Source organism: Methanospirillum lacunae (assembly GCF_003173355.1).
GTDB classification, from domain to species: domain Archaea; phylum Halobacteriota; class Methanomicrobia; order Methanomicrobiales; family Methanospirillaceae; genus Methanospirillum; species Methanospirillum lacunae.
Genome location: NZ_QGMY01000006.1, coordinates 145,781 through 168,933, shown reverse-complemented (window position 1 = coordinate 168,933; position 23,153 = coordinate 145,781). Strand labels below are relative to the sequence as shown.

Sequence of the window (23,153 nt, the reverse complement as noted above, 5' to 3'; positions counted from 1 at the left end):
AATTGAAGATGTATGTTCATCTATGAGAAGATTTGCTTGGATTATTATGATCAAAATTTTTTGAATGAACAGCAATATGAGGGATTTTCATCTCCAGTTATATCCTTTGTCACTATCCATTATCCTCTGCTATCAGTGAGATTTATCCCTCAATATGGTGAATACCTCTGTCATAGGAGGAGAGAGATTTGAACCAAAGCAGAGTGTTCCTCCTTGTACTAACGTTCGTTTTGTTATGCTGTATTAGTGTGTCTTTGTGTGATCTGAGTCCGGATCAGATCCATGCCAATCCTCATATTCTTCTTATTAGTTCATATAGTCCAGATTTTCCCACGGTCTTTCATCAGATAGATGGTGTCAAGTCTGTTCTCTCCCCTGAAAAAGTGGACCTTGACATTGAATTCATGGATGCCAAACGTTTTCCATCTCTTGAAGATATCAATGAGTTTTCACAGCGTTTAACCAAAAAAATCAGACGTCTTCCAGCGTATGATCTCATCCTTGTTGCAGATGATAGTGCCCTGAATCTTGTTCTCGAAAAGCAACATGAGTTATTCAACAACACACCTATTGTTTTCTTTGGAATCAATGAGCAGAGCAGAGTAGGTCTTCCAGAAACAAACCCATTCATCACCGGTGTAATGGAAGAAGTGTCTGTGAAGGAGACCATTGATCTGATGATTCAATTGCAGCCTGATGCCAGAACGATAATTGCCTTATCTGATGATACCATCAGTGGAAAAGCAGATGTTGAAAAATTTCTTGGATATCGCTCCTCCTACCCCGGATACAATCTAACGGTTCTTTCACTTGCTAACCTGACCTGGAATGAATATGCCCAGAAACTGCAGGCAATAAATCAGTCCTCTTCAGTACTTCTCCTCTCTGCTTTTAAGGATAAAAACCAGGTTACTACAGATTTTGACAAGAGCCTTCTGTTTATAAAGCAGAACCTGCATGTCCCCCTTTTCCATCTCTGGTATTATGGAATGGGTGATGGGATTGTAGGAGGAGCACTCATCTCCCAATATGACCAGGGTAGAAATGCAGCCCTGATGGCAGACCTGATTCTGCAAGGAACTCCACCATCAGAAATACCAGTTCGAAAAGATAGTTCGAATCCGGTTGTATTTGATTATCATGAGATGGTTAAATACGGACTAAATCCTTCCGTTCTCCCTCCTGGATCAACAGTTATCAATAAGCCGGCATCCATCATTGTTGAACCCGGGACAATAATTTTAGCCCTTTTTCTCATCATGTGCCTGGTGTTGGTCATTGCTGTTCATATAATACTAATTAAGAAGAGACACAAGGCAGAGCAGAAAGTGTCAGAGTCCCGTGTAAAACTTGAAATGATTGTTGAGGCAAAAACACAAGGACTGGAACAAGCGAGTAAGGAACTGAGTACAACACAGAAAAAATTACTGGAATATATTCAATTTCTCACTACCAGGGAGAAGGAACTTCAAAAAAGCGAGGAAAAGTTCAGAAACCTGGTTCAGGATATCCATAACATTCTGGTGACCTTTACTCCTGATGGAGTTATCACGTATATCAACCCTTATGCTGAACGGTTCTTCGGATATACTGCCGATGAACTGGTAGGACTGAACCTCATTGGGACAATAATTCCAGAAGATACCTGGAATGACAAAGATACGAATCAGTTTATACATGAACTTGAGTCAAGTTCAGAGAAGTCCAAGCAGGGTGAGAACGCAAACCGAAAAAAGAACGGGGAGATTGTCTGGATCCTCTGGACCAACCGTGCAATCAGGGATGATACCGGGACTGTAACATCTGTCATTTCTGTCGGAATTGATATCACCGAGCGGAGGAAACTTGAAGGAGCAATTCAGGAAGCTAACATTAAACTGAACCTGCTTTCAAGCATTACCAGACATGATCTGCTCAATCTGATGACCTCAATTATCATGTATATACATATCATCAATGAAAACCCGGATGACAAGGAAAACTCCCTATACCTGAATATGATGAGTTCTGTTCTTAAGAAAATGAGGACTCAGATAGAGTTCACCCGTGATTATCAGGATGTCGGGGTTACAAAGCCTGGCTGGCATGATGTTGGTGTTCTTTTCAGACGTTCAGCCAGTCAGTTCAGAGAGAGAACAGTACAATTCTCCAATGAAGTCTCCAATATCGAGATATATGCAGACAATATGTTAGAGAAAGTGATCTTTAATCTTATTGAGAACTCACTCCGGCATGGTATGAAAGTAACCCAGATATCGTTCAACATTGAGATTGCAGAGAAAGGAATTGTGCTGGTGTATTCTGATAATGGAATCGGTATTGCTGATGATGAAAAAGAGCTGATATTTACGAGAGGATTCGGTAAAAATACCGGATTTGGGATGTTCCTGGTTCATGAGATCCTTCAGATCACCGGCATATCAATTGTTGAAACCGGGAAAGCAGACAGTGGTGTAAGGTTTGAGATTCATGTTCCGAATGGAGTATGGAGGCGGATCAGCGACCTGTGATCCTGAAAAGAGTACAAAAGAGTAATTATACTTTTTTAGCGATGGTATCTATTACGTTCTTGTCCTGAAGACTCCTCCAGGAACCCTGATCACAAACCTAGCCCCTTTTCCTGGCTCTCCTGTCTCCTGAATTGAAATTCCGGTAAGAGATAGGATCTCCCTTGCAAGAAACATACCTAGGCCTGTGTTCTTTCCAAATCCCCGCTCAAATATCTTCTCCTTCTCTTCGAAAGGGATACCTATCCCGTTGTCTTCCCATAATACAAATAGTTCTCCTTTGTCTTCATTTGTTGATACCGTGATGGTATTCACTTTAAGTCCATGCCTGACTGAGTTGTCAAGAAGATTATAAAATACTCTTTTTACCATCTGGTCTGCAAGGATGGATATCTTTTTTAGATCAGAATTCATGGTTATTTCACATGGAATAGTCGTAGTTGGAATAACTGTTTCCAGTTCCACCCATTGTGGCTCCTGTGCCCCAAGACCTTCATATATCCTGGTGAATTCAATCTGATTTTTGATGTCATTTGTTGCAGATCGTATCTTATTTAAAATCCAGTTAATTTCTTCATTTTTGCAATCCAGTTGGGCAACGCTCACGCAACCAAGGATTACCGTGATCTTGTTGAGTATATCATGCCTTGTGATTCCGGTTAGCAGACTTAGTTGACGGTTTGCTCTTTCCAATACAACTTTATTCTGTTTTAGTCTGGTAATATCATGGCATATTCCCTGGAGACTAAGAACTATGCCTTCATCGTTAAATACTGGAGATATACTTTGAGAATGCCACTGCCATGTCCCATTTTTATGGCGTATCCGGTAGATATTCCCGCTCATCCGTCTCCCTTTTGAGATGGCTTCTGAGACAAATTCCTGCATGTGCGATATATCATCAGGGTGGATAAATGCAAACATACGTTTTCCGATACCTTCACTCTCATCATATCCTAGAAGTTCGGACCATTTGGGTGAAATGTATGTGAATACACCATCTGGTGTGATTGAGAACACCACATCGTTTGCATTCTCAACAAGCGATCGAAATTTTTCTTCACTCTCTATTAGGGCTTTTTCAGCCAGTCTGTGTTCTGTATTGTCCCTTATTACTGCGAGAAATCCGGTGACCTTTTTATTCTGATCCTTGATGGTCGTAATTTTCATATCAGCCCAGATTGTTGAACCATCTTTGTGTTTTAACTCAATCTCAATGATATCATTATCGGGTGTCGCCTCTCCAACTGAAATCGCAGTTATCCACTTTTTATGAACCGGTTCCAGTTTTTTGATTGTATCCTGAGCTAAAACCTCCTCTACTTTCTTATGTAGTAATTCATCTGGCGTAAATTCCATCAGCAACTGAACAGAAGGAGAGATGTATGTAAACCGTCTGTCAAAATCTACAACACAGATAACATCAGAGATATTTTCTGCAAGAAGCCGGAATTTAGCCTCACTCTCAACCAGTCTCTGTTCTACTTCTCTCTCGGTAGTGATATCCAGGTCTACACCGCAGTATCCGGTAAAAACTCCTTTTTGATCAAAAACTGGCATGCCATTAGTTTTGAGAAAAATCTGTCTCCCATCCTTGTGACGGTTACAGTTTACCAGATCGTTGAAAACCTGAAAGGTAGAGATGGCACTCATTGTAATATTTTTTAATTCATCTCTGACTGTTGGATCAAAGAGATCATAAAAGTGTTTTTTACCAATCAGTTCATCAGGCCAGTACCCGAGTATTGAGTAAACTGCAGGGCTTGCATAGGTGTAAACACCATCCTGGTCTAATTCCCAGACCCATGATCCTGCATTCTGTGTTACTGCAATGAACCGTTCTTCGCTTCTTCTCAGTCTATTTTCGATCTCTTTCTGCTCTGATACATCTGTTACAATCCCTTCCAGTGCAACCAGTTCTCCGTTCTTGCCTGTGATTATGGAATTTCTCAGGTTAAACCAGCGGTGTCTGCCATACCTGTTAATTATCTTGAAATCAAAATTCAAAGGACTACGGTTTTCAAGAATTTCAACCCATCGCTTGTTGAATGCATCTACAGAATCCGGGTGAATGAGAGTTTTTAGGAGGTTTGGATCGGCATAAAAATCTTCAGGGGTATATCCGGTAAGTGTAGTTGCTGCCCTACTTATAAAATCAAATCTTCTGTCTGGAAGTGTCATCCTGTAAAGAATATCCCTGGCATTGTCTGCAAATCTGTGAAATTTTTCTTCACTCTCTCTGTGGGCCTCTTCAGCTTTTTTTGTGTCAGTGATATCTCTTCCAACCACCTGGTATTCATAAAGTCCGTTATTACGGTCAAAGAGTGCTTTTACAGACCACAACTTCCAGGATTTCCTCCCATCGTTATGGATTATCTCCTGATCTATCTCACGCACCGGTTTTTTTTCGTTGAGTGGAAAGAGAGATTTCTCAAACAAAGCGTAGGTATCCCGCAGAAAATCCCTAATATTATCTCCTTCTGTTGGAGCAAACCCTGATAGATTAGATGTAAACTGGCGGAACGCTTCGTTCATGAATGTGATCGTTCCATCAGGTACAACCCTGAAGATCATCTCAATCTGATCATCTACGATAGAGTGGTATCTCGCCTCACTTCTCTTCAGTTCATGATCTGACTGTTTAACAAGTGTGATATCCCTGATAGTTTCGATGGCACCTGAAACCCTTCCTGACTGATCGTATAACCTGCTGACCTTTGTTAGAATAGAAATACCTTTTCCGTTCAGCTGAGTCGTATCAGCTTCAGCGGTTATTGAACCCTCTTCCCGGTGAATTATGGAATAATACTTCCTGATATGTTCTTCAGGCTCATCAATCAGATCGATGAGAATCGGACGATCAGTAGAATAAAAAACGGCACGGTAAGTCTCTTTTCCTTTTCCCATTACTATTTCAGAAGATACCCCGGTGAGTTCTTCAATGGCTTTGTTCCAGGCTATCACTAAACCGGACTGGTCGATTGCGAACGTAGCATCTGGAAGGAATTCAATGATGTCAGAGAACTTTTTCTCTGATTCCCTGAGTTTAAGTTCAGTTTGCCTTCTTCCAACTGCGGTTTTAATTTTATATCCAAGTTCTGCAAACTGTGAAGTGGCATCTCCGCCTTTCTGGATGTAATAATCGGCCCCGTTATTGATTGCTTCAATTACAATCTCTTCACGACCTCTTCCAGTAAAGAGTATGAACGGAATGTCTCCATGAATTTTCCTGACCTGTTGCAGGAAAGAGATCCCATCTATTTCAGGCATCTGGTAATCTGATATTATCGCGTCATAATCTGAAAGTGACGGAAATTTCAACGCATCTGATGCCGATGTGAGAACATCTACTCTGAACACCCCGGTTTGTTCTAAAAAAATTTTTCCCAGATTTAGAAGTTCCTCTTCATCATCCACATAAAGGACTGATATCAACTTCTTGTCATCAGAATCTGCCCTAATATAAGCCGAACTTATATTAGGAATAAGAACACCTTCTCAATCCGCGTCTTTATTATGATGGGAGGAGCACCGGCAATGTGATATCCGGGCATAATATTAGCGAATTGATTTTTACTTTCATAAAGATACCGGTTTTTTTATTTTCCTGAACATAGAAGACAACAAGTGAAGAGACTGGATATATATGTTAGGACGGGGGATCATTCAGTGTCCACGCGATGACATTGCCTGTACCGTCATTCTCTCATATCTTAAAAACAAACTCAGGATAACTCAGTTATAAAAGATGATTCCATAATGAACAGATACGTATTCGGACCAGTTTCATCAAGAAGACTTGGAAAATCACTTGGCATTGATCTCCTTCCCTACAAGACCTGTTCTTATAATTGCGTATACTGTGAATGTGGAGCGACTACTGATCTTACCATTACCAGGCAAGATTTTTTTCCTCTTAAAGATATTCTAGCTGAACTAGATCGTGTTCTTGTAAAGAAACCTAATCTGGACTATATCACGTTTGCAGGTTCAGGTGAACCTACGCTCTCCCGGTTACTTGGTCCGGTAATAAGACATCTAAAAGAGCACTATCCCTGGTATCATGTTGCAGTTCTGACAAACGGGACTCTCTGTATGCTTCCTGAAGTCAGAAGTGATCTCCTTCCGGCTGATCTCATCATCCCAACAATTCCTGCATCAGATCAGGCGATGCAGGATCGGATCTTCCGGCCATATCACAACATTTCAGTCTCATCCATAAAAAGTGGACTAGTCGCCCTTCGTAAAGAGTTTTCAGGTCAGTTATGGGCTGAAGTATTTTTGGTTCCCGGGATAAACACCGGAAAGGATGAATTGATCCATAGCAGAGAGACAATTATATCCATCCGACCTGACCTGATACAACTGAACTCACTGGATCGGCCAGGAACAGAGCCATGGGTATGTCCGGTTCAGAGATTGGAACTAATACAGATTCGTGATTTCTTTGCAGAAACAGGTATCCCAACTGATATTGCAGGTTTTGGTCAGAGAGGGGGATTTTTCTCTCATACACATGAACATCTGGTTATCTCCTGACCTGTCTGATTATGTGTCTGATAATTTAGTACACATTGTGTTTTTCCAGGGGAAGAGTGACGATATATGTTGATCCTTTTTTCTCCCTCACTTAATACTTCAATAGTTCCATCATGAAATTTAACGCTCTTTTATACAATTGCCTGACCAAAACCTTTGGAGAGCGGATCATGAAGTGAAGAATCTCCCATAAAAAGGAGCATCCCCGATTTTATCTATTATTTCGGGTTTGATACCGGTGCCTGTGTTTGGTATAATGATCAGGTTAAAGTAAGCATTAATCTTCTTTCCTTCTCAGTTTTTTCATCGATTTCTTCTCTTTTCAGGAGATATCAACGTCCTTTCGATGTACTTCGAAAAACCCTCATTATTCTGTTATGATAATAGTCGAACATGTAAATCTATTATTCCAGGTAGTGGTCCTTAAAAGGGTTTTTGATCCGTGTGTCTCAATAGAGAATTCGTATGTAGGAGGAAGACCAGCCGTATTATGGCTGGTTGAATTCGTTCGGATCATTGCAGAAAGCAGAAAGAGAGAAGGGAACGAAATTGAGCTTTCGTTCCAGGTGATGATGAGAAGCATCGATTGTAGGAGGACATGTTGAACGCAGCTCATCTATTGTGCACATTCCTGCTTTTCCCTACCGGGTTGGTTTCCGGCAGGTTTGTGCAGGTCTTGGTGTGACATACTATCGTTGTGTGAAACAGGGTATAAACCAGATAGCAAAAACTAATGGAAAATAGTTAGAAATAATTTTTCTCTCTAAAGCAGATGATTTCTCCCGTTATTGTCATCTGGATCTGTATGCTACGAGAACAGACTTCATTATTTTGTGTTACATCTGGTTTCAATCAAAGGATTCAGTACTGAAGTTTGTGATGTCTCGCGATAATAAATCCTGGATTTCATGAGTTTACACAGTTGCAACCGGTTGCAACAGCCATGAATTATGATATTTATTATCTGGGTTAGTAATTTTGAATAGTGGTTGATGTCATCATCGCGGCATAAAGAGTTGAGAGTTTTACTAATTGATTGGCCGGGTGGTTACAGACAAATGTACATATCCAGTTGAATAACACGTCTGGCGTGGTTATTTTGACATCCGCCATCCCTGGTTTGGAACATTGATCTCAAATCTTGCTCCCTTTCCCTCCTCTCCGGTTTCTGCAATGGTAATTCCTGTTATCTGAAGAACTTCCCGAATAAGATAGAGTCCAAGACCGGTATTCTTGCCATAGCCGAGATCAAATATTTTGATCTTCTCTTCTTGTTTAATCCCGATCCCATTATCTTCCCAAATTATAGTGATTCCTGATGGATTTCTTGAGCAGGATACATGTATCTCTGTTACTTTTTCTCCATGTCTTATCGAGTTATCAAGTAAATTATCAAAGACACGCCTGAGGAGATGGTCGGCATGCACCTCGATCTTTTTAATAGAACATGAAAAAGAAATTTTTTCCGGTACTTGCAGGGAACAAATCAGGATATAGAGGTTCTCCCATTGTGGATCATGAGATCCAAGTTCCTGGTATATTTTTGTGAATTCTATCTGTGTGTGGATATTTCCGGTTGCTGTTTCAACTGCATCAAGATATTTTTTATATGGTTGTTGTGGAACAGAAGGTTTGAGGAGTTCAAGGACTAATTTTATTACATTTACCTGATTGAGGATGTCATGCCTGGTAATACTACTCATAAGATTGAGTTGCCGATTCAACTGTTTTAATGCCTTTTCTGTCTGGATATGGTCTGTAATATCCTGCCCCTGAGCGATAACCGCCACACATTCATCTGGATGACTAAAAACTGGGGCAAAATTCCAGAGAACAATCCTCATCTCACCCGACTGGTGAGTTATGGGTATCTCAACAACCTCTTTGAGACCACGATTATGTAGGTTTGGCTCTTCGATCTTGATTTTTTCCAGGAATTCCTGGGGAAAAACTGAGGAAAGGTTATTGCCGATAATTTCAGCTGGTGATAAACCAATTAGATCTCCCAATGCTTCGTTAGCCTTGGTTATTATGCAGAATGGGTTCCAAACAATGATAGGAGCGTTTGCTGATGCTATCAATTTTTCTAGATAATCTTTAGTCTCCTGCAGCTGAAACCGGCTGGTATTAATTTCTAATATCTTCTTTTCAAGTTCAATATTTGCATTATTCAATAGTTCTTCTGCAGTTTTCCGGTCCTGAATATCGTAACATGATCCAATATATCCTTTAAAAGTTCCATCAGGTTCAAAGAACGGATTTCCACAGTCTAGTATCCATCGGTATGTGCCATCATGAAAACGGAGACGATATTCCATCTCAAATGGTAATTGTTTACCAAAATTATCAATATATATTTTAAGGCATCTTTCAAAGTCATCCGGATGGACACCTTCTGCCCATCCATCACCAAGTTCCTCTTCCATTGCTCTCCCGGTAAACTCTAACCAGTTCCGGTTAAAAAAGTCACATTTTCCTGAAATATTAGAGCGCCAGACAGGATTTGGAAAATCATCCAACACCTTCAGATAAAAATCCCTGGTGTCAGAATAGTCCATTTCCTGGTTTAATGTATGGTGTAATTCCGGAGTATCACCGTTGTACTCCTGATTTATCATCCCGGTCTGGTTTTTGGTGAGCGTTTGTAGATGGTGAAGAGCAATACTATTCCTGACTCTTAACAGTAATTCATCTTTGGAAAAAGGTTTTTTGAGAAAGTCTACACAATATTCTGAAAACTTGTCTGGGACAAAGGTGTCAGTATCTGGAAGGATGAAAAGAAGTGGGATGGAGAATGGCAACTGGTCAACAATCTCTTGACTTAATAGAGTTATTGTACCTACAGCCGTAGAGATATCGATAATTATCAGGGAAAATGGAGACAGTCCTGATGGTCTCATTAGTACTTCTGTATTATCTGACGAGAGTATCTCGTATCCATCTTCTGATAACACATCCCTGGCTGTCTTGTAAGAATATTCATCAGAGGATATAAATAAAATTGAATGAATTTTTGTCATTTTCCTGATAGAGCATTACGATTTGTTCAAGCTGATATGCATTATCTGGATCTATGAGCCCTGTATCCTAATTCAAATTATGACCATAAGAAAATATCGGGTGATATCTATTTTTAGGCATGACTCTCTCTTGTCGGAAGACGAGAAAATGAGCATGAAGAGAGTATCAAGTAATCCTTCTCACCTCGTCGTATGCCAGGATCGCCTCATCATATCTTCCAAGAGCCATGAATAAATCCCCTTTCTTCTTGTAGGCCTGTGCATTATTGGGATAATATTGGATTGCCTTGCTGAACGCATGAAGAGCCATATCATAATTATCAAGGCCAGAATATGCGACTCCCCTGGGGTACCATACATCCTTGTTTGAGAAATCAATCCGTGTCACATTATCAAAAGCATCGAGTGCTTCCTGATACCTCCCGAGAGAAGATAGCGTATTGCCTTTATTCAGCCACAACAACGTTGAGTTTGAATTTATCTGTATCGCCTGGTTGAACACTTTGAGTGCCTCTTCATAGTTGCCCTGATTTGAATAAGCAAGCCCTTGCTTATAGAGATCAGTTGGTGTTTCTGCACATACCAGGGTGCTGGACACAAGGAGTATTGGTATTAGTACGAGCAATATCAGGAGAGGACGTTCAGTCATATGATAAGGTGCCGTTTCAAATGAAATAGTTCTGTCGCCATGTTCTTTACTACAAATCTTTGGGATTGAGATAAGGTAACCGATTATGAACAATACCTTCTTTTTCAAGGAAATCAGGGAACCTGTCCCATTATTTTGCGATACAAAAAATTCTCTTTGATGGGGAGGTCTTGTTAGGATAACTGAACTAGCCTGTATCCTAAAACCGGTTCTATTCAATGGTTATGGAAAGACTTTTGCCATGAGCAGGAGATCTGTAAATTCCCCGTCAAAGAGGTATGCTTTCTGTTTTATTCCTTCCCGTTTAAATCCCATATGTTCATAGAGCCGTATTGCTCTGTTATTATGGATTACCACCATGCAATCCATCCTGATATATCCACGACTCCTAATAACATCCTCAAGAAACTGAATGGTCCTCGTACCGATGCCCTTTCCCCAGGAATCAGGTTCAAGAAAAAGGAAAAAAGTTGCCGTGTGTGAAAGCCTGGTGCCCGGGGGATAAACGAAGAATCCTGCTCCACCAATTATTTGTTCTTCCTCGTGAATACCCCACAGAGAAACGATACCACTTACGATCTGCCTGTAGAGATTCTTTGTTGTCTCCATCGATACCGGTGGAATGGTCTCAAAATGGCCGGCTAATTCTGGCATGTTGGATAACTCATTGATCCGCTCCAGATCAGACACCTGAACCGGCACATATTGGATGATGGTAGATATTTTCTGAACTGTCACAAACAGGATAGAGATGGAGAGTGTATTAATTGATAGGTTCTATCGTTTTACTTAAGTTAATACTCTATGATGAAAAGATCACGGGCCCGATATAAATTAAGGGATTTGGTTCCTGACTGGAGATTATGAAGAGTCTCCATACATTAAATTCTATTCAAGAAATGAGGTATTCTCAACGAATTAGATATTCCCTGTGTGACTTTCATATACTGGGATAATTATTTCATCAGATTATGCCTAATAAGTAAAAATGACGAACCTTCTCTATCTCTATATTCAGGATACTATGGCAGACTGGGAACCTGCCTTCCTTCTTCCTGAACTTGTATCTGGCAGATTTTTACAGTCTCCTGATAAAAAATATCATCTTCGTTTATGCGGCCGGACACGTGATCCAATCACGACCATGGGTGGCCTTCGGCTTGTGCCTGATATGACGATAGATGAGATAGAGGCTGCTCCCGACAGACTTCTCATCCTTCCCGGGGCTATGACCTGGCTTGAGCCGATCCAGGAGCCTGTGCTTGGAAAAGTCAGGGATATTCTTGAAACTGGCATGGTTGTCGGTGCTATCTGTGGAGCGACCATGGCCATTGCAAATGCTGGATTGCTCAATAACCGGCCCCATACGAGCAATGATCTCGAAGTCCTGAAGCAATTCTGCCCCGGGTATTCTGGTGAAAAATACTATCAATTACAACCTGCAGTCTCTGATGGCAATCTCATCACTGCAAGTGGGGTTGGATCTGTTGATTTTGCATATGAGGTGATGAAAAAGCTGGGAGTCATGCGGGAAGAGACACTTGAGGCCTGGTATCAACTGTATCTGACTAAGAAACCTGAGTTTTTTTTCAAATTAATGGAGTCTCTGGGTCAGTGAAGATACGAGCAAAAAAGTGGTTATACCTGGGGATGTGTAATCAGCCATGTGGTACTGTTTGAGTAACTGTACTTCTGGATTGAAAACATTGGGCAGTTTTCAGCGAGCAGGCCCATATTTGTTCCCACTTCTTTAGATGAAAGACCGGTGTCCCTGGCGATGTACTTGGATTTGAAGAAGTTTTTTCCCTCTTTTAAACGGCTTTCAAGATAATGTATCAGGGTCATCTGTCTGTCATTATAGGTTGTGGTGATGGTTGCTGGTGTGAACATAAATTATACCTCAGTATTTGTTGTGTAATGTAGGAGGAGAACCAGCCTGATTTTGGCTGGTTGAAATTCGGACTGTTGCATCGCACTGAACGCATCCGGTGTTCTCCTCAAGGGAGAGGACCCGGATTTTGATGATGAGAAGTTTCGGTTGTAGGAGGACATGTGAACGCTACTCATCTAAGTTCACAGTGACTGTAAGGGCCTGGTTTTTTGTGCCCGTTTATCAGGTCGCTGTGTGACATACTCTCGTTGTATGAAACAGGGTATAAACATGCTAGCTAAAACTGCTGGAGAATAGTTAGAAATCCATTTAGTTGGTATAATTGTGTTATTATGAGATGAGCAACATTTCTGGTGGCTATTCTTCTAAATTGACTCCTCCTGATTGTGTTGCATCAGATTGTATAAGATAGCTGGAGGTGAAATGAGATCTTTGATCTTCGTGGATATACACCTGAAATCTTTGGTTCTGTTTGTTGCAACCGGTTGCAACAGATCAGATCTTCAGTTATTATAATTCTATTACATAGGATTTGTGGGTGATTGAATTACTATCGCGGCAGTGGAATTGACATGATGATGTATGAGTGGAGCTCCAGAATCCAAAACAGTTTTTTGAGGAATATAGATCTTCCGGTTTATGATGCCACATACGTAAGGTCATATGATGAGTTCAGCGTATACTGGGTTTGATACAATCGATCAAAGAAACTCTGATATGACTCAATAATTATCATTTTAGGACAAAAAATAAAAAAACCACCAGGAGTATCTGCTACACAAAACGTTTCAGAATGTTTAAGTGTGGAGAAAAAAAGAGTTCACGTATGACCCAGTCCGGATATTATTTATTCCCGGTTATATTCTGTTCATGCCTTTTTTTCTTTTTTTCTTTGATATCTGCTCCAGTCTCTGCCTTCACAATGCCTGATTGCCCTGAATGCGGGATGGTATGGAGCGATACATGCGAACCATTTGAAACCAATAATGAGACAGCATACAATGAACAATTAACAGCTGCATTTTCATCTGTTTCTGCCAATGTCACCCCTGTTCCTGATCTCAGTAATCAATCCTGGACTGATGCGTTTCTCACTGTTCATAATCTGCTTAAAGAGAGGTATGCCTTTAGTTCAAGGAAGGCTGTAGACTGGGACCGGTTGTATAACACCTATTCACCTAAAATAGTAGATGCTGAAGCACGAAATGACAGTGCATCGTATTACCGGACAATTCGGGAGTATCTCTTCTCAATCCCTGACGGCCATATAAATGTTCTCTCTGAAAATGGTGACTTTGGGGCACGATATACTGATATTGGTGGAGGATATGGTATTACAGTAAATCTCCTGGACTCCGGGAAATGCATTATAAGTTATGTGGCACATGGCAGCGAGGCAGAAAAAAAGGGCCTCAAGCCCGGTGATGTTGTTACAGCATGGAATGGAAAAGAGATTCACGATGCAATTAATGAGACCCCGTACATCTGGGCTACCAAAAAACCTTCTACATCAGAGGGTATTTTCCTGCACCAGCAGAGATTTCTTACCCGGGGTCCGGTTGGCTCTCAAGTAACCATCTCGGTTATATCACCAGAAAAAGGGTCAGAGACTATTCATCTTACTGGATATGATGATCGGTACGACACGGTAAACCGGTCATCATTTTTCCTTGGAAAAAATATCAATGATTACGGGATAGAAAATACCTTGTTTGATATTAAACCGCAGATCAGCAATGATTCTGTAACCGTTAGAACCCTCCCGGGAGGATATACTTACATCGCGTTATATGAAGAATCGTATGATGTCTATCAGCCGTTTAAATCCGCCATGGTTTCGGCTATGTCCAACAATACTCCCGGTATTGTGCTTGATTTAAGGTTTAACGGTGGTGGAGACGATAATCTCGCCTCCTGTATTGCCGGGTGGTTCGCAAAGGAACCTGTCTTTTATGAGTTTGCGACAACCTACGATCCCGGTCTTCATAATGATACGATTATTTCTGCAGCCTGTACAAAACCAAGACCCAGAATCTATGAAGGACCTGTTGTCGTGATGGTAAGCCCTGACACTATCAGTTCAGGAGAAGGGGTTCCCATGGTCATGAACAAGACCGCCCGGGGAAAAATAATCTCCTGGTATGGGACAGATGGTGCATTTGGTATGGTAACCGCCGCTGCAATCCTTCCTTTAGATCTGGAGATATTATACCCAGATGGTGCTTCTCTTGATGAAAATAAAAAAATTCAGGTAGATAGTGATTCAACAGGCATCGGGGGAATCGCTCCACATGTCAGGGTTCCGATGAATGAAGATACCATCACCCGGGGCATGGCAGGAGAAGATGTTCAACTTATGTATGCATTGAAGTACCTTGAGGATAACAAGAATTGATGCGATCTGAAAAAGCCTGATTATTTGATATCTGGTATTCCCAATTTTTATCAGGTTTATTTTGGAAAAACCAATATGAAACATGTTCCCACTTCACGGATAATATCCAGTTCTCCTCCCAGTTGTTTACTCAACCCTTTGATGAGTTGTAAGCCGAGTGAACTACTTTTTTCCAGGATTTGATCATCTGGAAGGCCTATTCCATTATCAACATATTCCAGGTGAAATGAGTCTTCATCTGCTGACATATCGATTGTAATGATGCCCTTTTTTCCTTTGGGAAAGGCATGTTTTAGTGAATTAGATATCATCTCGTTTATGATAAGGCTACAGGGTACAGCCTTGTCAATATCTAAATAAATTGACGAAATATTGAGATTAACAGTTATATCATCTTTTGTTACATTATAGGACTGGAACAGATAATCGATAATTTTCTTGATGTACAAACCATAATCTATGTGATCAAGATTATCTGACTGGTAAAGTTTTTCATGAATAAGGGCAAGTGAACGAATTCTGTTCTGACTCTCATTTAATAATTCAATGACAGCAGGATCTTTTAGGTTTCGTGCCTGCATAAAAAGGAGACTTGAGATCACCTGCATATTATTTTTAACACGGTGATGTATCTCTTTTAGAAGTATCTCTTTTTCTCGGAGAGATTTAAAAATTGTTTCATCATATTTCTTTTGTTCTGTAATATCACTAATGATTGTCCGCGACATAATATAATTCCCAGATTCGTCGTATATTGCAGATGCATTAACCTTTACAGGAAAAGTGGTCCCATCCTTTCTGACAAATGTCAATTCTAAATCTACTAAACTACCAGTCTTGATAAAAATCGGGAACGATATTTTAAACCTCTCGAAACTTTCCGGTGTGAGTAACTGCTGGATATTCATCCTGTTAATGATTTCCTCTCTGGTATACATCAGCCATGAGAGTTCAGTATCGTTCATTCTGATAATCAATCCAGTTCCATCGAGTGAATGGTATCCGCATGGGGCATTATTGTAGAGATCATGAATTTCTCTGGTAATTCTTTGTCTCTCTTCCATTGCCTGGTTAATATCAGTTATATCCTGAGAAGATCCAACAATTCTGCTTGAATCTCCTACTATATCACTGAAATATTCTATCTGTGCGAAAATAGTCCTTGTTTCACCATTTGGCAGAATTATTCGATGTGTTACTGATCCCGATGACTTATCATGAATGGTTTTCCTTATCATGTCCAGGCTTTTTTCACGATCATCAGGATGTACCCTAGTTAAGATTCTGTCATAATCAGGGGTTGTCGTATCTGGATCGTATCCAAATATCCGGAGAAGTTCTGGAGAACAGTGGAATTCATTAGTATTCAGGATTATGTCCCAGCTTCCATAGTGAGCAACATGCTGTGCTCTATCAAGTCGTTCCTGGTTTTCTTCAAGAATGGTTTTTATTTTGTCCAGTTCCTCATTTTTCCTGGTTAATTCGTGGGTTCGTTCCCTGACACGATTTTCAAGTTCTTCATAAGAATGAATAAGTTCATCCTCAATCAATTTTTTATCGGTTATATCCCGGTTTACTGCTCTCCGACCAAGAAAGATTCCATCTTTGTCATATACAGGGTAACAATGATGTGATATCCATTTTACCTCATTTTCTTTTGTGATTATACGGAAAAAAATTTCAACTTTTTCTGGATTAGTAAAGTTTTGAATGTGGATGTTATACATATCTCTGTCATCGGGGTGGATAATTTCTTCAAGAGTTATGTTTTTTAGGTAAAAATCTTCAGGATTATATCCACTTATACGATGAACTGATGGAGTAATATACTCAAATTCAAGATCTGGATTGATCAGGTATTCCCAGTCGTACGTGTAATCAGCTAAATTTCTAAACTTTTCTTCACTTTTGAATAATTTTTCCTGACTTTTCAAAAGTTCCTCATAGTTATGTTTGATCTCTTCTTCTGATGCACATAATTCTTCTAGTGCCGCTTCAAGTTCGGTATTTTTTTTAATCAACTCAAATTCAGACTTCTTCTGATCGGTAATGTTTACGGATAATACTGCAAGTCCTTCTTTTATTGGTTGAATCCGAAGGGTAAACCAGGAAGAAGCACCTGTTGGATATTTAAATTCATTCTCTATTATCTGGGGAATTTTGTTCTCTAATGAATTTTTTAACGCTGCAAAGAGTGGTGTATTTTCAATTCCCGGAAACTTTTCTAAAAGGGTACTGTTCATAAGTTCTTCCCTTGAGTACCCACTTTGTTTTACTGCTTCATCATTGAGGTATAAATATCCAAAATCAGGAGTTAATATCTGGAACCCCTCTAGCATTGTATCTAAAACCCGGCGGTGACGCTCTTCGCTCTCCTGGAGTGCAGACTCAGTTATTTTTCTCTCACTGATGTCACGAACGACTCCAACCATGCCAGAAACTGCTCCATCTTCATTTTGTATGAGTGTTGTTACAACTTCAACCGGAACGATTGTACGGTCTTTTCGTTTGAGGTCAACAGTAAAGATCTCAACCCGTGATGAGGGGTCTCCAGACTCCATGGCCTTAATCCGATCTGATAAATGAGTATCAATGGAATGAAAAGAATCCAGAGTCATAAGATCTTCGGGGGCCAGTACAAGAGTCTCTTTTGGTGTGTATCCGAGAAGAGAAAAAACCGAAGGACTGACATAGTTCATTCTTTTTGTGAATAGATCCATCGTCCATATGACATCTCCCGCATTTTCAGCTAGTAACCGATATTTTTGTTCAGTATCTTTCAATTGTGAAAATGCAGTTTCTGTAAGGTTCATGGAATAGAGTACTGCAAAACAGAGTCCTGATAATAGAAACAGAATAAACCCCAACATAAGGATAAAAATGCCGTTCCAGGTGTTAGTGCGTTCCTGAAGTGACTCTCTTAATGCCAGATCAAGAAGATTTGCCTGCTGTTCAAGATTATACAGAGTAACGCGAAGTTTTATCTGGAGGTTATCGTCATGAACAGAAGAACGCACCATTAAATTGAGTATATTTTTAAAATTCTCTACCTGGTCACGAAATAGGGCTGTGTGTGTAAGTTCATCATTCTTATATTGCGGGTGGTTTTTTTCTATTTCGTTGATTGTCTCTTCAAATGAGTCAATAGACTGATCAAGGAGGGCATATCCTTGTGATTTATCGTATGGAGAAGAAGTCTCTTCTCCCTGGGTAGTATGTAAAAACCCTTTGATCAGGTCGATACGTGCTGTTCCCAAAAGATCCAGATCATTGGTTATATGTTTAATTTCATCCTGTTCATGATAATGAAGCCATGTGATGGAAAAACAGACAAAAATGGTAAAAAGGATCACTGCCCATATCCAAAACCGAGGACTTGTGACGAAGTGGGACACTCTTTTTATCAGATTAGGGAATTGTGTCATTTTTCACCTCGAGAGATACAGGAGGAATTCTTTTTCCGGCATTTCATCTCTTAAAACACCAAATCTCCTGACGAGATCAAGATGATTATCACTCCCAATATACTCTTTCATTGCATTATTCCAGGCAGAAAGCAGTGTTTTATCTTCTTTTCTGAATCCAAAAGCTCCATAGCCGTATGATTTGAGCCCTGGTATATCACTCTGAACAAATGGCTGAGCTTCTTCTACGACTCCCGGGGGTGAATGGGACGCAAGCCAACGAATGGAGGGGGTTGACAGGGCAAACCCTGTAGAATACCCAGTTTCTACCGATGAACGACCTGTAGGAGTATCCGGAACCATAATTAGCCTCTCTTCAGGCATACCAAGTTCTAGAAATGCGGTTTGTTCAACTGAACCGGCAAGAACTGAAATAATAACATCTTTTTTGTCTACTGCCTCTTTGTACGAATGAATATCTGAAGGATTTCCAGATTTGACCAGTAATCCCTGGTTTACCTTGAACGAAGGTGATGAAAATGAGATTCGTTTCAACCTTTCATCAGTTATGAACATCCCGGCGGCAATAACATCAATCCTTCCTGCTTCCAGTTCAGATATGAGTGAGCCAAATTCTGTCTGTCTCCAGGTAACACAGGGTATACCGAGTTTTTCAACAATTCTTTGTGCAACTTCCGGTGATTCACCGGTAATATTGATACCTGATACATAGGCATATGGTGGTTCCACAGCATAGCCGATGGTGATACAATTATGTTGATGATCACTCAGGGAGGTATCAATTCCTGACTGATACTGAATGTATCCGATGACGCTGGCGGTGAAAAGAATGATTACAACCGGGATTAGGTACCTGGGATCCATTTTATTTGATAATTACATATGGTCAGTTGATTTTCTTCCCATGACCATAGTGTTTGAGCAGAAAATTCCGGACTACTTCTGACTGAGCCCATCCGCGGTCAAGCTGGCTGACCAGATTGTCAATTACCATAACCTGCTTCATTATCTCATCATTCTGTTTTGATTCAGTGAGAGAAGCAGCCGCAATAATAATTGCAAGTGGGTTTCTTATCCGGTCATTTAGTATCTGGAATTGTTCCATGTTATGTTCTATCTGAACAATTCCCTTCTTTTCTATCTCTTTTTCGATCTTGATCATCTGGGTTACATCATGGAGCAGGACAATGACCTGGAAAACACCGATATCTGTAGAAATCGGGATAATCGAACAATCAAACCAGGCCTCTTCATTGTCGAGGAAAAAATGATACGTTGAATTTATTGATCGGTTATTTTCAAAAACCTCTTCTATATCCTCCTTTAAAATTTCATAGAGTTCATCTGGCACTATTTCGACAAAATTCTCAACTCCGGGAGTATAATCAGATAAGTGAAGTTTCTTTTTTGCTTGGTTATTGAGAAATGCTATGGATTTATCCCGGTTTAGTATAAGGATGGCATCTTCAGTTAGTTCTGCTATGGTCCGGTATCGCCTTTCACTTTCTATTAGTGCTTTTTCCATCGAGTACTTATAAAGAGCCATCTGGATAGTCGTGTTTAGTGCCCGCTCATCAAGAGGTTTAATAAGGTAACCGAAGGGCTCTGACTGAATGGCTTTCTGAATTGTACCTTCATCTGAATGGGCTGTAAGAAAGATTATTGGGATGGTAAGTTTTTTTCGAATTATTTCTGCAGCTTCTATCCCGTTAATTTTCCCTCGTAATGTGATATCCATGATCATGATATCTGGGAGGAGTTTTTCTGCTTGAAGGATAGCTTCTTCGCCGGTATCAAGAACTTCTAATACTTCGTACTTCAGATCTTCAAGACGTGCCCGGATTTCTAGACCTGTTACAAATTCATCTTCAACAACGAGAATTCGGACATGATTGTTCATTCAATATCTACCCGTAACCGGTGAGAGGTTACATATTCATCGCATCGGTTTATTCTTCATTGATCGTATTAATAATTTGTAATATGATTGCACACCTCCTAAATAGTGTGAATATTAGGCAGTTCCTTGATAATCGTGCTTCATACGTATTTTTTTGAGTGAGTGAAGTTCGGTAAATCCACATTATTCGAGAAACATTTGAATTAACTGGTAGGATATCCCGGATGAGATTATTTGAATAATAATGTAATATATTCCTTTACTCTGTAAGGAATCGTCTACAATCAATTATCCTTCTCCGAACAGTTTTTTTTGATGGACAGGTAATGGTTTGTATGAATAAAAACTCTGATGTACTTTTCAGGACTGCTTCACATGATGATGTTGATGATCTCGCAAAGCATCATCGGAAAATGTTTGAGGAAATTTGGATTAATAGGAAAATACCCTTTAATCCGGTGATGATGGAGAAAATGGAGTCCAATTATATTAAAAAACTGGTAGATGAGTTCCGGTCCGGGTCCTGTCATGCCTGGATCATTTGCCGAAATGAACAGGTACTCTCAAGTGGGGCACTGAGTGTTTGTTCATATGTCCCGGTTCCTCATGATCCTTCACCAAATATTGCTTTTCTCCATAGTATCTATACTGAACCGGAAGAGAGGGGCAAGGGATATGCCAGAATAATAACAAAGGAAGCGATAGATTATTGCCAAAAAAACCATATCATTCGATTATACCTTTTTGCCAGTGAAACAGGGAAAATCATATATGAGAAAGAAGGATTTGTGTCTGTTGATAATGTAATGATGAAACTGATTAAATCAAAGATTTCATGAGGTGATAATTTCACATTTGATATCAGACCTATAAACAATCGCACTCTTTTTTTAGATTAGAATACTTCACTAAGTGGTTTTATCAGCTGTTGATCTCCTTACGATACTATTTTATAGTCAACATTCGTATGTTGACGTATGCATCTGCCAACTGATGACAAACAGTTCGGATTCTGGGCAATGAGAAGGAGGGGTATTCCCAACATTACTATTGCCAATCTGCTTGGAATATCACGGCAGGCGGTATCCCGTGGTCTTTTGACAATGGATAAGAAGATCGACCTGTCACTTAAGGAGATGGCAGATGCAAATCAGATTGTTGTTGAGAAAATTAACCTTGAACATGGGATCCTTGTTGGAAAATCAATCCCTTTCAATGCAGAAGCTATCATCTTTGTTTCAGAAAAACACGGTGTCCAGGTCTGGTACAAACATGAAGGAGACTGTGATTCATGCCAACTTTTCAAGGACTGTATCGAGTTGATCTGGGATTACTCAAAAGAACTTGGAATTACCATGGAAACGACAGATAATCCTACACTAATGGCAGATGAACTCTTTGAAAAGGTGAAAAAACTGATATGAGCAGAATTTTTCAGATGCTCAATTCCTGGGCTGGCTGGTGTCCTCGCAAAGACACGCAGACGGGCAGTGCTGGAGGCTCTGCAAGTACACAAGATAATCCATCTTCAGGGATAAATGGTCCGATGCAAAAAAGAGTGACATTATTTCGATACCTGACATGGTTCATGGTGTGGCTGTCATATCTGGTACCTCTGATAGCACTCAGGTATCTTCCTGATCAGATACCTGTACATTGGAACCTGTTTGGAGTCGCAGATCGGTTTGAAGGGAAATTCCCCGGTGTTTTCTGGTACCCGGTGGTGGTGACACTTACTACCCTTTTCCTTTCTGTTCTTCCCCGGATTGAAAAATTGAGATCAGGGCTTGAAAAATCAAAAGATATCTACCAGATTGTAATCTTTTCCGTGGTAGCGCTTCTCGTTGCAATGGAAGTGATCACGACGCTTACAGCACTTGGGACCGGGATCCGAATTGAGGTAGTACTGCCTATGCTATTTGGACTGCTTTTTATTGTTCTTGGCAGTTTTATGCCGTATATCAAAAGAAACCCAGTCATGGGTATTCGCCTCCCCTGGACACTCTCTGATGATGAGGTCTGGAGAAGATCACATGAGCGGGGAGGACCGGCGTTTGTAATTGCAGGTGCTATTATGGTTGTTTTCAGTCCGATTGCCGGGTTATGGGCAATACTTCTGATGTTGATTCTTGTAATCGGTGTGTCTGTATGGGTTGTTATTGATTCATACAAACTGTCACGCCTGCAGGTAATGTGAAGGAGATATCATGAAATTATGCAAATTTTCCAGGATAAGCCTATGAAAACAGACCCGGTAACAACCGGATGGTGTCCAAACAATGGAGTTGCACTGAAACCGAAAGAGAGGAATGGATGTATGGATTATATTACACAACTTAAGGCAACAGGTCCACATGAGGGAACTGGTGGTTCTGTTCTCTACTCACATTGCCAGGTGGGTGGTGTGCAGATCTGGGCAAGTATCGCTGCAATTGTCATTATTATGACAACAAGTTTCTTTGTTCCTGAGATTCTGGCATTATTTTTAATTGTAACACTGTTTCTTGGTCTATCGCTTCTGTTGTTCTCAACACTTACTGTTGAAGTCAGAAGTGATGCAATCTGGATCCTGTTTGGTCCGGTTCATCTGATCAGGAAAAAAATTCCACTGGAGAACATTCTGGATTTTTCCAGGGTAGATACTCCATGGTATTATGGATGGGGAATCAGGTACATAAAAAACGGAACCCTTTACAATATTTCCGGATATGAAGGGGTTGAGATTACTCTTCCCGGGACAAGGCGGATTCGGATTGGCACAGATGACCGGGAAGGATTGGTAGAAGCGATTGAGGCGGTAACCGGAATGTCACCTTCAGGATAATTC

General features: G+C 40.4%; 17 protein-coding genes. 8 read left to right on the top strand and 9 right to left on the bottom strand.

The genetic code is table 11. The features are described from left to right. Positions 1–248: 248 nt before the first annotated feature. Positions 249–2,510: an ABC transporter substrate binding protein gene (locus DK846_RS06630; protein ID WP_146201166.1), complete on the top strand. Its 2,262-nt coding sequence runs from the start codon at positions 249–251 to the stop codon at positions 2,508–2,510. Positions 2,511–2,561: 51 nt separating this feature from the next. Here the strand turns inward: DK846_RS06630 and DK846_RS06625 are convergent, their stop codons facing one another. Further along, positions 2,562–5,942 (bottom strand): response regulator, encoded by a 3,381-nt coding sequence (locus DK846_RS06625; RefSeq protein ID WP_109968147.1) that lies wholly within the window; start codon positions 5,940–5,942, stop codon positions 2,562–2,564. 324 nt (positions 5,943–6,266) lie between these two features. Between DK846_RS06625 and DK846_RS06620 the strand changes: the two genes are divergently transcribed. Continuing rightward, positions 6,267–7,046, top strand: coding sequence for a radical SAM protein (locus DK846_RS06620; protein ID WP_109968146.1), 780 nt, complete (start codon positions 6,267–6,269; stop codon positions 7,044–7,046). Between the two features lie 367 nt (positions 7,047–7,413). Here the strand turns inward: DK846_RS06620 and DK846_RS06615 are convergent, their stop codons facing one another. The 4 genes from DK846_RS06615 to DK846_RS06600 all read right to left on the bottom strand — a co-directional run bounded on the left by DK846_RS06615 (position 7,414) and on the right by DK846_RS06600 (position 11,453). Further along, positions 7,414–7,662, bottom strand: a complete 249-nt coding sequence (locus DK846_RS06615; RefSeq protein ID WP_146201165.1) for a hypothetical protein — start codon at positions 7,660–7,662, stop codon at positions 7,414–7,416. 478 nt (positions 7,663–8,140) lie between these two features. Continuing rightward, a complete protein-coding gene (locus tag DK846_RS06610; RefSeq protein WP_109968144.1) occupies positions 8,141–10,066 on the bottom strand; it encodes a PAS domain S-box protein in 1,926 nt (641 codons plus the stop codon). Between the two features lie 166 nt (positions 10,067–10,232). Next, complete coding sequence (locus tag DK846_RS06605) at positions 10,233–10,715, bottom strand: tetratricopeptide repeat protein (RefSeq protein ID WP_146201164.1); 483 nt, start codon at positions 10,713–10,715, stop codon at positions 10,233–10,235. A 222-nt stretch (positions 10,716–10,937) separates the two neighbouring features. Then, on the bottom strand, positions 10,938–11,453 hold the full coding sequence (locus DK846_RS06600; protein WP_181391662.1) for a GNAT family N-acetyltransferase: 516 nt from the start codon (positions 11,451–11,453) through the stop codon (positions 10,938–10,940). Between the two features lie 250 nt (positions 11,454–11,703). On the opposite strand from DK846_RS06600, the gene DK846_RS06595 reads away from it, so the two are divergent. Continuing rightward, positions 11,704–12,333: a type 1 glutamine amidotransferase family protein gene (locus tag DK846_RS06595; RefSeq protein WP_109968141.1), complete on the top strand. Its 630-nt coding sequence runs from the start codon at positions 11,704–11,706 to the stop codon at positions 12,331–12,333. A gap of 20 nt (positions 12,334–12,353) precedes the next feature. On the opposite strand, the gene DK846_RS06590 is transcribed toward DK846_RS06595, so the two are convergent. Beyond that, on the bottom strand, positions 12,354–12,605 hold the full coding sequence (locus DK846_RS06590) for a DUF7123 family protein (protein ID WP_109968140.1): 252 nt from the start codon (positions 12,603–12,605) through the stop codon (positions 12,354–12,356). 827 nt (positions 12,606–13,432) lie between these two features. On the opposite strand from DK846_RS06590, the gene DK846_RS06585 reads away from it, so the two are divergent. Continuing rightward, positions 13,433–15,001, top strand: coding sequence for a S41 family peptidase (locus DK846_RS06585; protein WP_245926487.1), 1,569 nt, complete (start codon positions 13,433–13,435; stop codon positions 14,999–15,001). Between the two features lie 56 nt (positions 15,002–15,057). On the opposite strand, the gene DK846_RS06580 is transcribed toward DK846_RS06585, so the two are convergent. From DK846_RS06580 to DK846_RS06570, 3 genes are read right to left on the bottom strand one after another with little or no spacing between them, the layout of a single operon-like run. After that, on the bottom strand, positions 15,058–18,426 hold the full coding sequence (locus tag DK846_RS06580; RefSeq protein ID WP_109968139.1) for a PAS domain-containing sensor histidine kinase: 3,369 nt from the start codon (positions 18,424–18,426) through the stop codon (positions 15,058–15,060). Between the two features lie 3 nt (positions 18,427–18,429). Further along, positions 18,430–19,290 carry a transporter substrate-binding domain-containing protein gene (locus tag DK846_RS06575; protein ID WP_109968138.1) on the bottom strand — a complete coding sequence of 287 codons (861 nt, stop codon included), beginning with the start codon at positions 19,288–19,290 and terminating at the stop codon, positions 18,430–18,432. Positions 19,291–19,312: 22 nt separating this feature from the next. Then, positions 19,313–20,326 (bottom strand): ATP-binding response regulator, encoded by a 1,014-nt coding sequence (locus DK846_RS06570; RefSeq protein ID WP_109968137.1) that lies wholly within the window; start codon positions 20,324–20,326, stop codon positions 19,313–19,315. Between the two features lie 335 nt (positions 20,327–20,661). Between DK846_RS06570 and DK846_RS06565 the strand changes: the two genes are divergently transcribed. From DK846_RS06565 to DK846_RS06550, 4 genes are all read left to right on the top strand, one after another. Then, positions 20,662–21,165 (top strand): GNAT family N-acetyltransferase, encoded by a 504-nt coding sequence (locus DK846_RS06565; protein ID WP_181391661.1) that lies wholly within the window; start codon positions 20,662–20,664, stop codon positions 21,163–21,165. 138 nt (positions 21,166–21,303) lie between these two features. After that, positions 21,304–21,750, top strand: a complete 447-nt coding sequence (locus DK846_RS06560) for a hypothetical protein (RefSeq protein ID WP_109968135.1) — start codon at positions 21,304–21,306, stop codon at positions 21,748–21,750. After that, on the top strand, positions 21,747–22,523 hold the full coding sequence (locus DK846_RS06555) for an SdpI family protein (protein ID WP_109968134.1): 777 nt from the start codon (positions 21,747–21,749) through the stop codon (positions 22,521–22,523). The genes DK846_RS06560 and DK846_RS06555 overlap by 4 nt, the downstream gene beginning before the upstream one ends. 42 nt (positions 22,524–22,565) lie before the next feature. After that, the gene (locus tag DK846_RS06550) at positions 22,566–23,150 is read left to right on the top strand and encodes a hypothetical protein (protein ID WP_109968133.1); all 585 of its coding nucleotides are present in this window, start codon (positions 22,566–22,568) and stop codon (positions 23,148–23,150) included. The last annotated feature ends 3 nt before the right edge of the window (positions 23,151–23,153 follow it).

What these genes read in the sequence shown, in the direction of transcription:
- DK846_RS06620 (WP_109968146.1), top strand. Translation starts at nt 6,267, where the DNA reads ATGAACAGATACGTATTCGGACCAGTTTCATCAAGAAGACTTGGAAAA.
- DK846_RS06615 (WP_146201165.1), bottom strand. Translation starts at nt 7,662, where the DNA reads ATGAGCTGCGTTCAACATGTCCTCCTACAATCGATGCTTCTCATCATC.
- DK846_RS06610 (WP_109968144.1), bottom strand. Translation starts at nt 10,066, where the DNA reads ATGACAAAAATTCATTCAATTTTATTTATATCCTCTGATGAATATTCT.
- DK846_RS06605 (WP_146201164.1), bottom strand. Translation starts at nt 10,715, where the DNA reads ATGACTGAACGTCCTCTCCTGATATTGCTCGTACTAATACCAATACTC.
- DK846_RS06595 (WP_109968141.1), top strand. Translation starts at nt 11,704, where the DNA reads ATGACGAACCTTCTCTATCTCTATATTCAGGATACTATGGCAGACTGG.
- DK846_RS06590 (WP_109968140.1), bottom strand. Translation starts at nt 12,605, where the DNA reads ATGTTCACACCAGCAACCATCACCACAACCTATAATGACAGACAGATG.
- DK846_RS06585 (WP_245926487.1), top strand. Translation starts at nt 13,433, where the DNA reads ATGACCCAGTCCGGATATTATTTATTCCCGGTTATATTCTGTTCATGC.
- DK846_RS06580 (WP_109968139.1), bottom strand. Translation starts at nt 18,426, where the DNA reads ATGACACAATTCCCTAATCTGATAAAAAGAGTGTCCCACTTCGTCACA.
- DK846_RS06575 (WP_109968138.1), bottom strand. Translation starts at nt 19,290, where the DNA reads ATGGATCCCAGGTACCTAATCCCGGTTGTAATCATTCTTTTCACCGCC.
- DK846_RS06570 (WP_109968137.1), bottom strand. Translation starts at nt 20,326, where the DNA reads ATGAACAATCATGTCCGAATTCTCGTTGTTGAAGATGAATTTGTAACA.
- DK846_RS06565 (WP_181391661.1), top strand. Translation starts at nt 20,662, where the DNA reads ATGAATAAAAACTCTGATGTACTTTTCAGGACTGCTTCACATGATGAT.
- DK846_RS06560 (WP_109968135.1), top strand. Translation starts at nt 21,304, where the DNA reads ATGCATCTGCCAACTGATGACAAACAGTTCGGATTCTGGGCAATGAGA.
- DK846_RS06555 (WP_109968134.1), top strand. Translation starts at nt 21,747, where the DNA reads ATGAGCAGAATTTTTCAGATGCTCAATTCCTGGGCTGGCTGGTGTCCT.
- DK846_RS06550 (WP_109968133.1), top strand. Translation starts at nt 22,566, where the DNA reads ATGAAAACAGACCCGGTAACAACCGGATGGTGTCCAAACAATGGAGTT.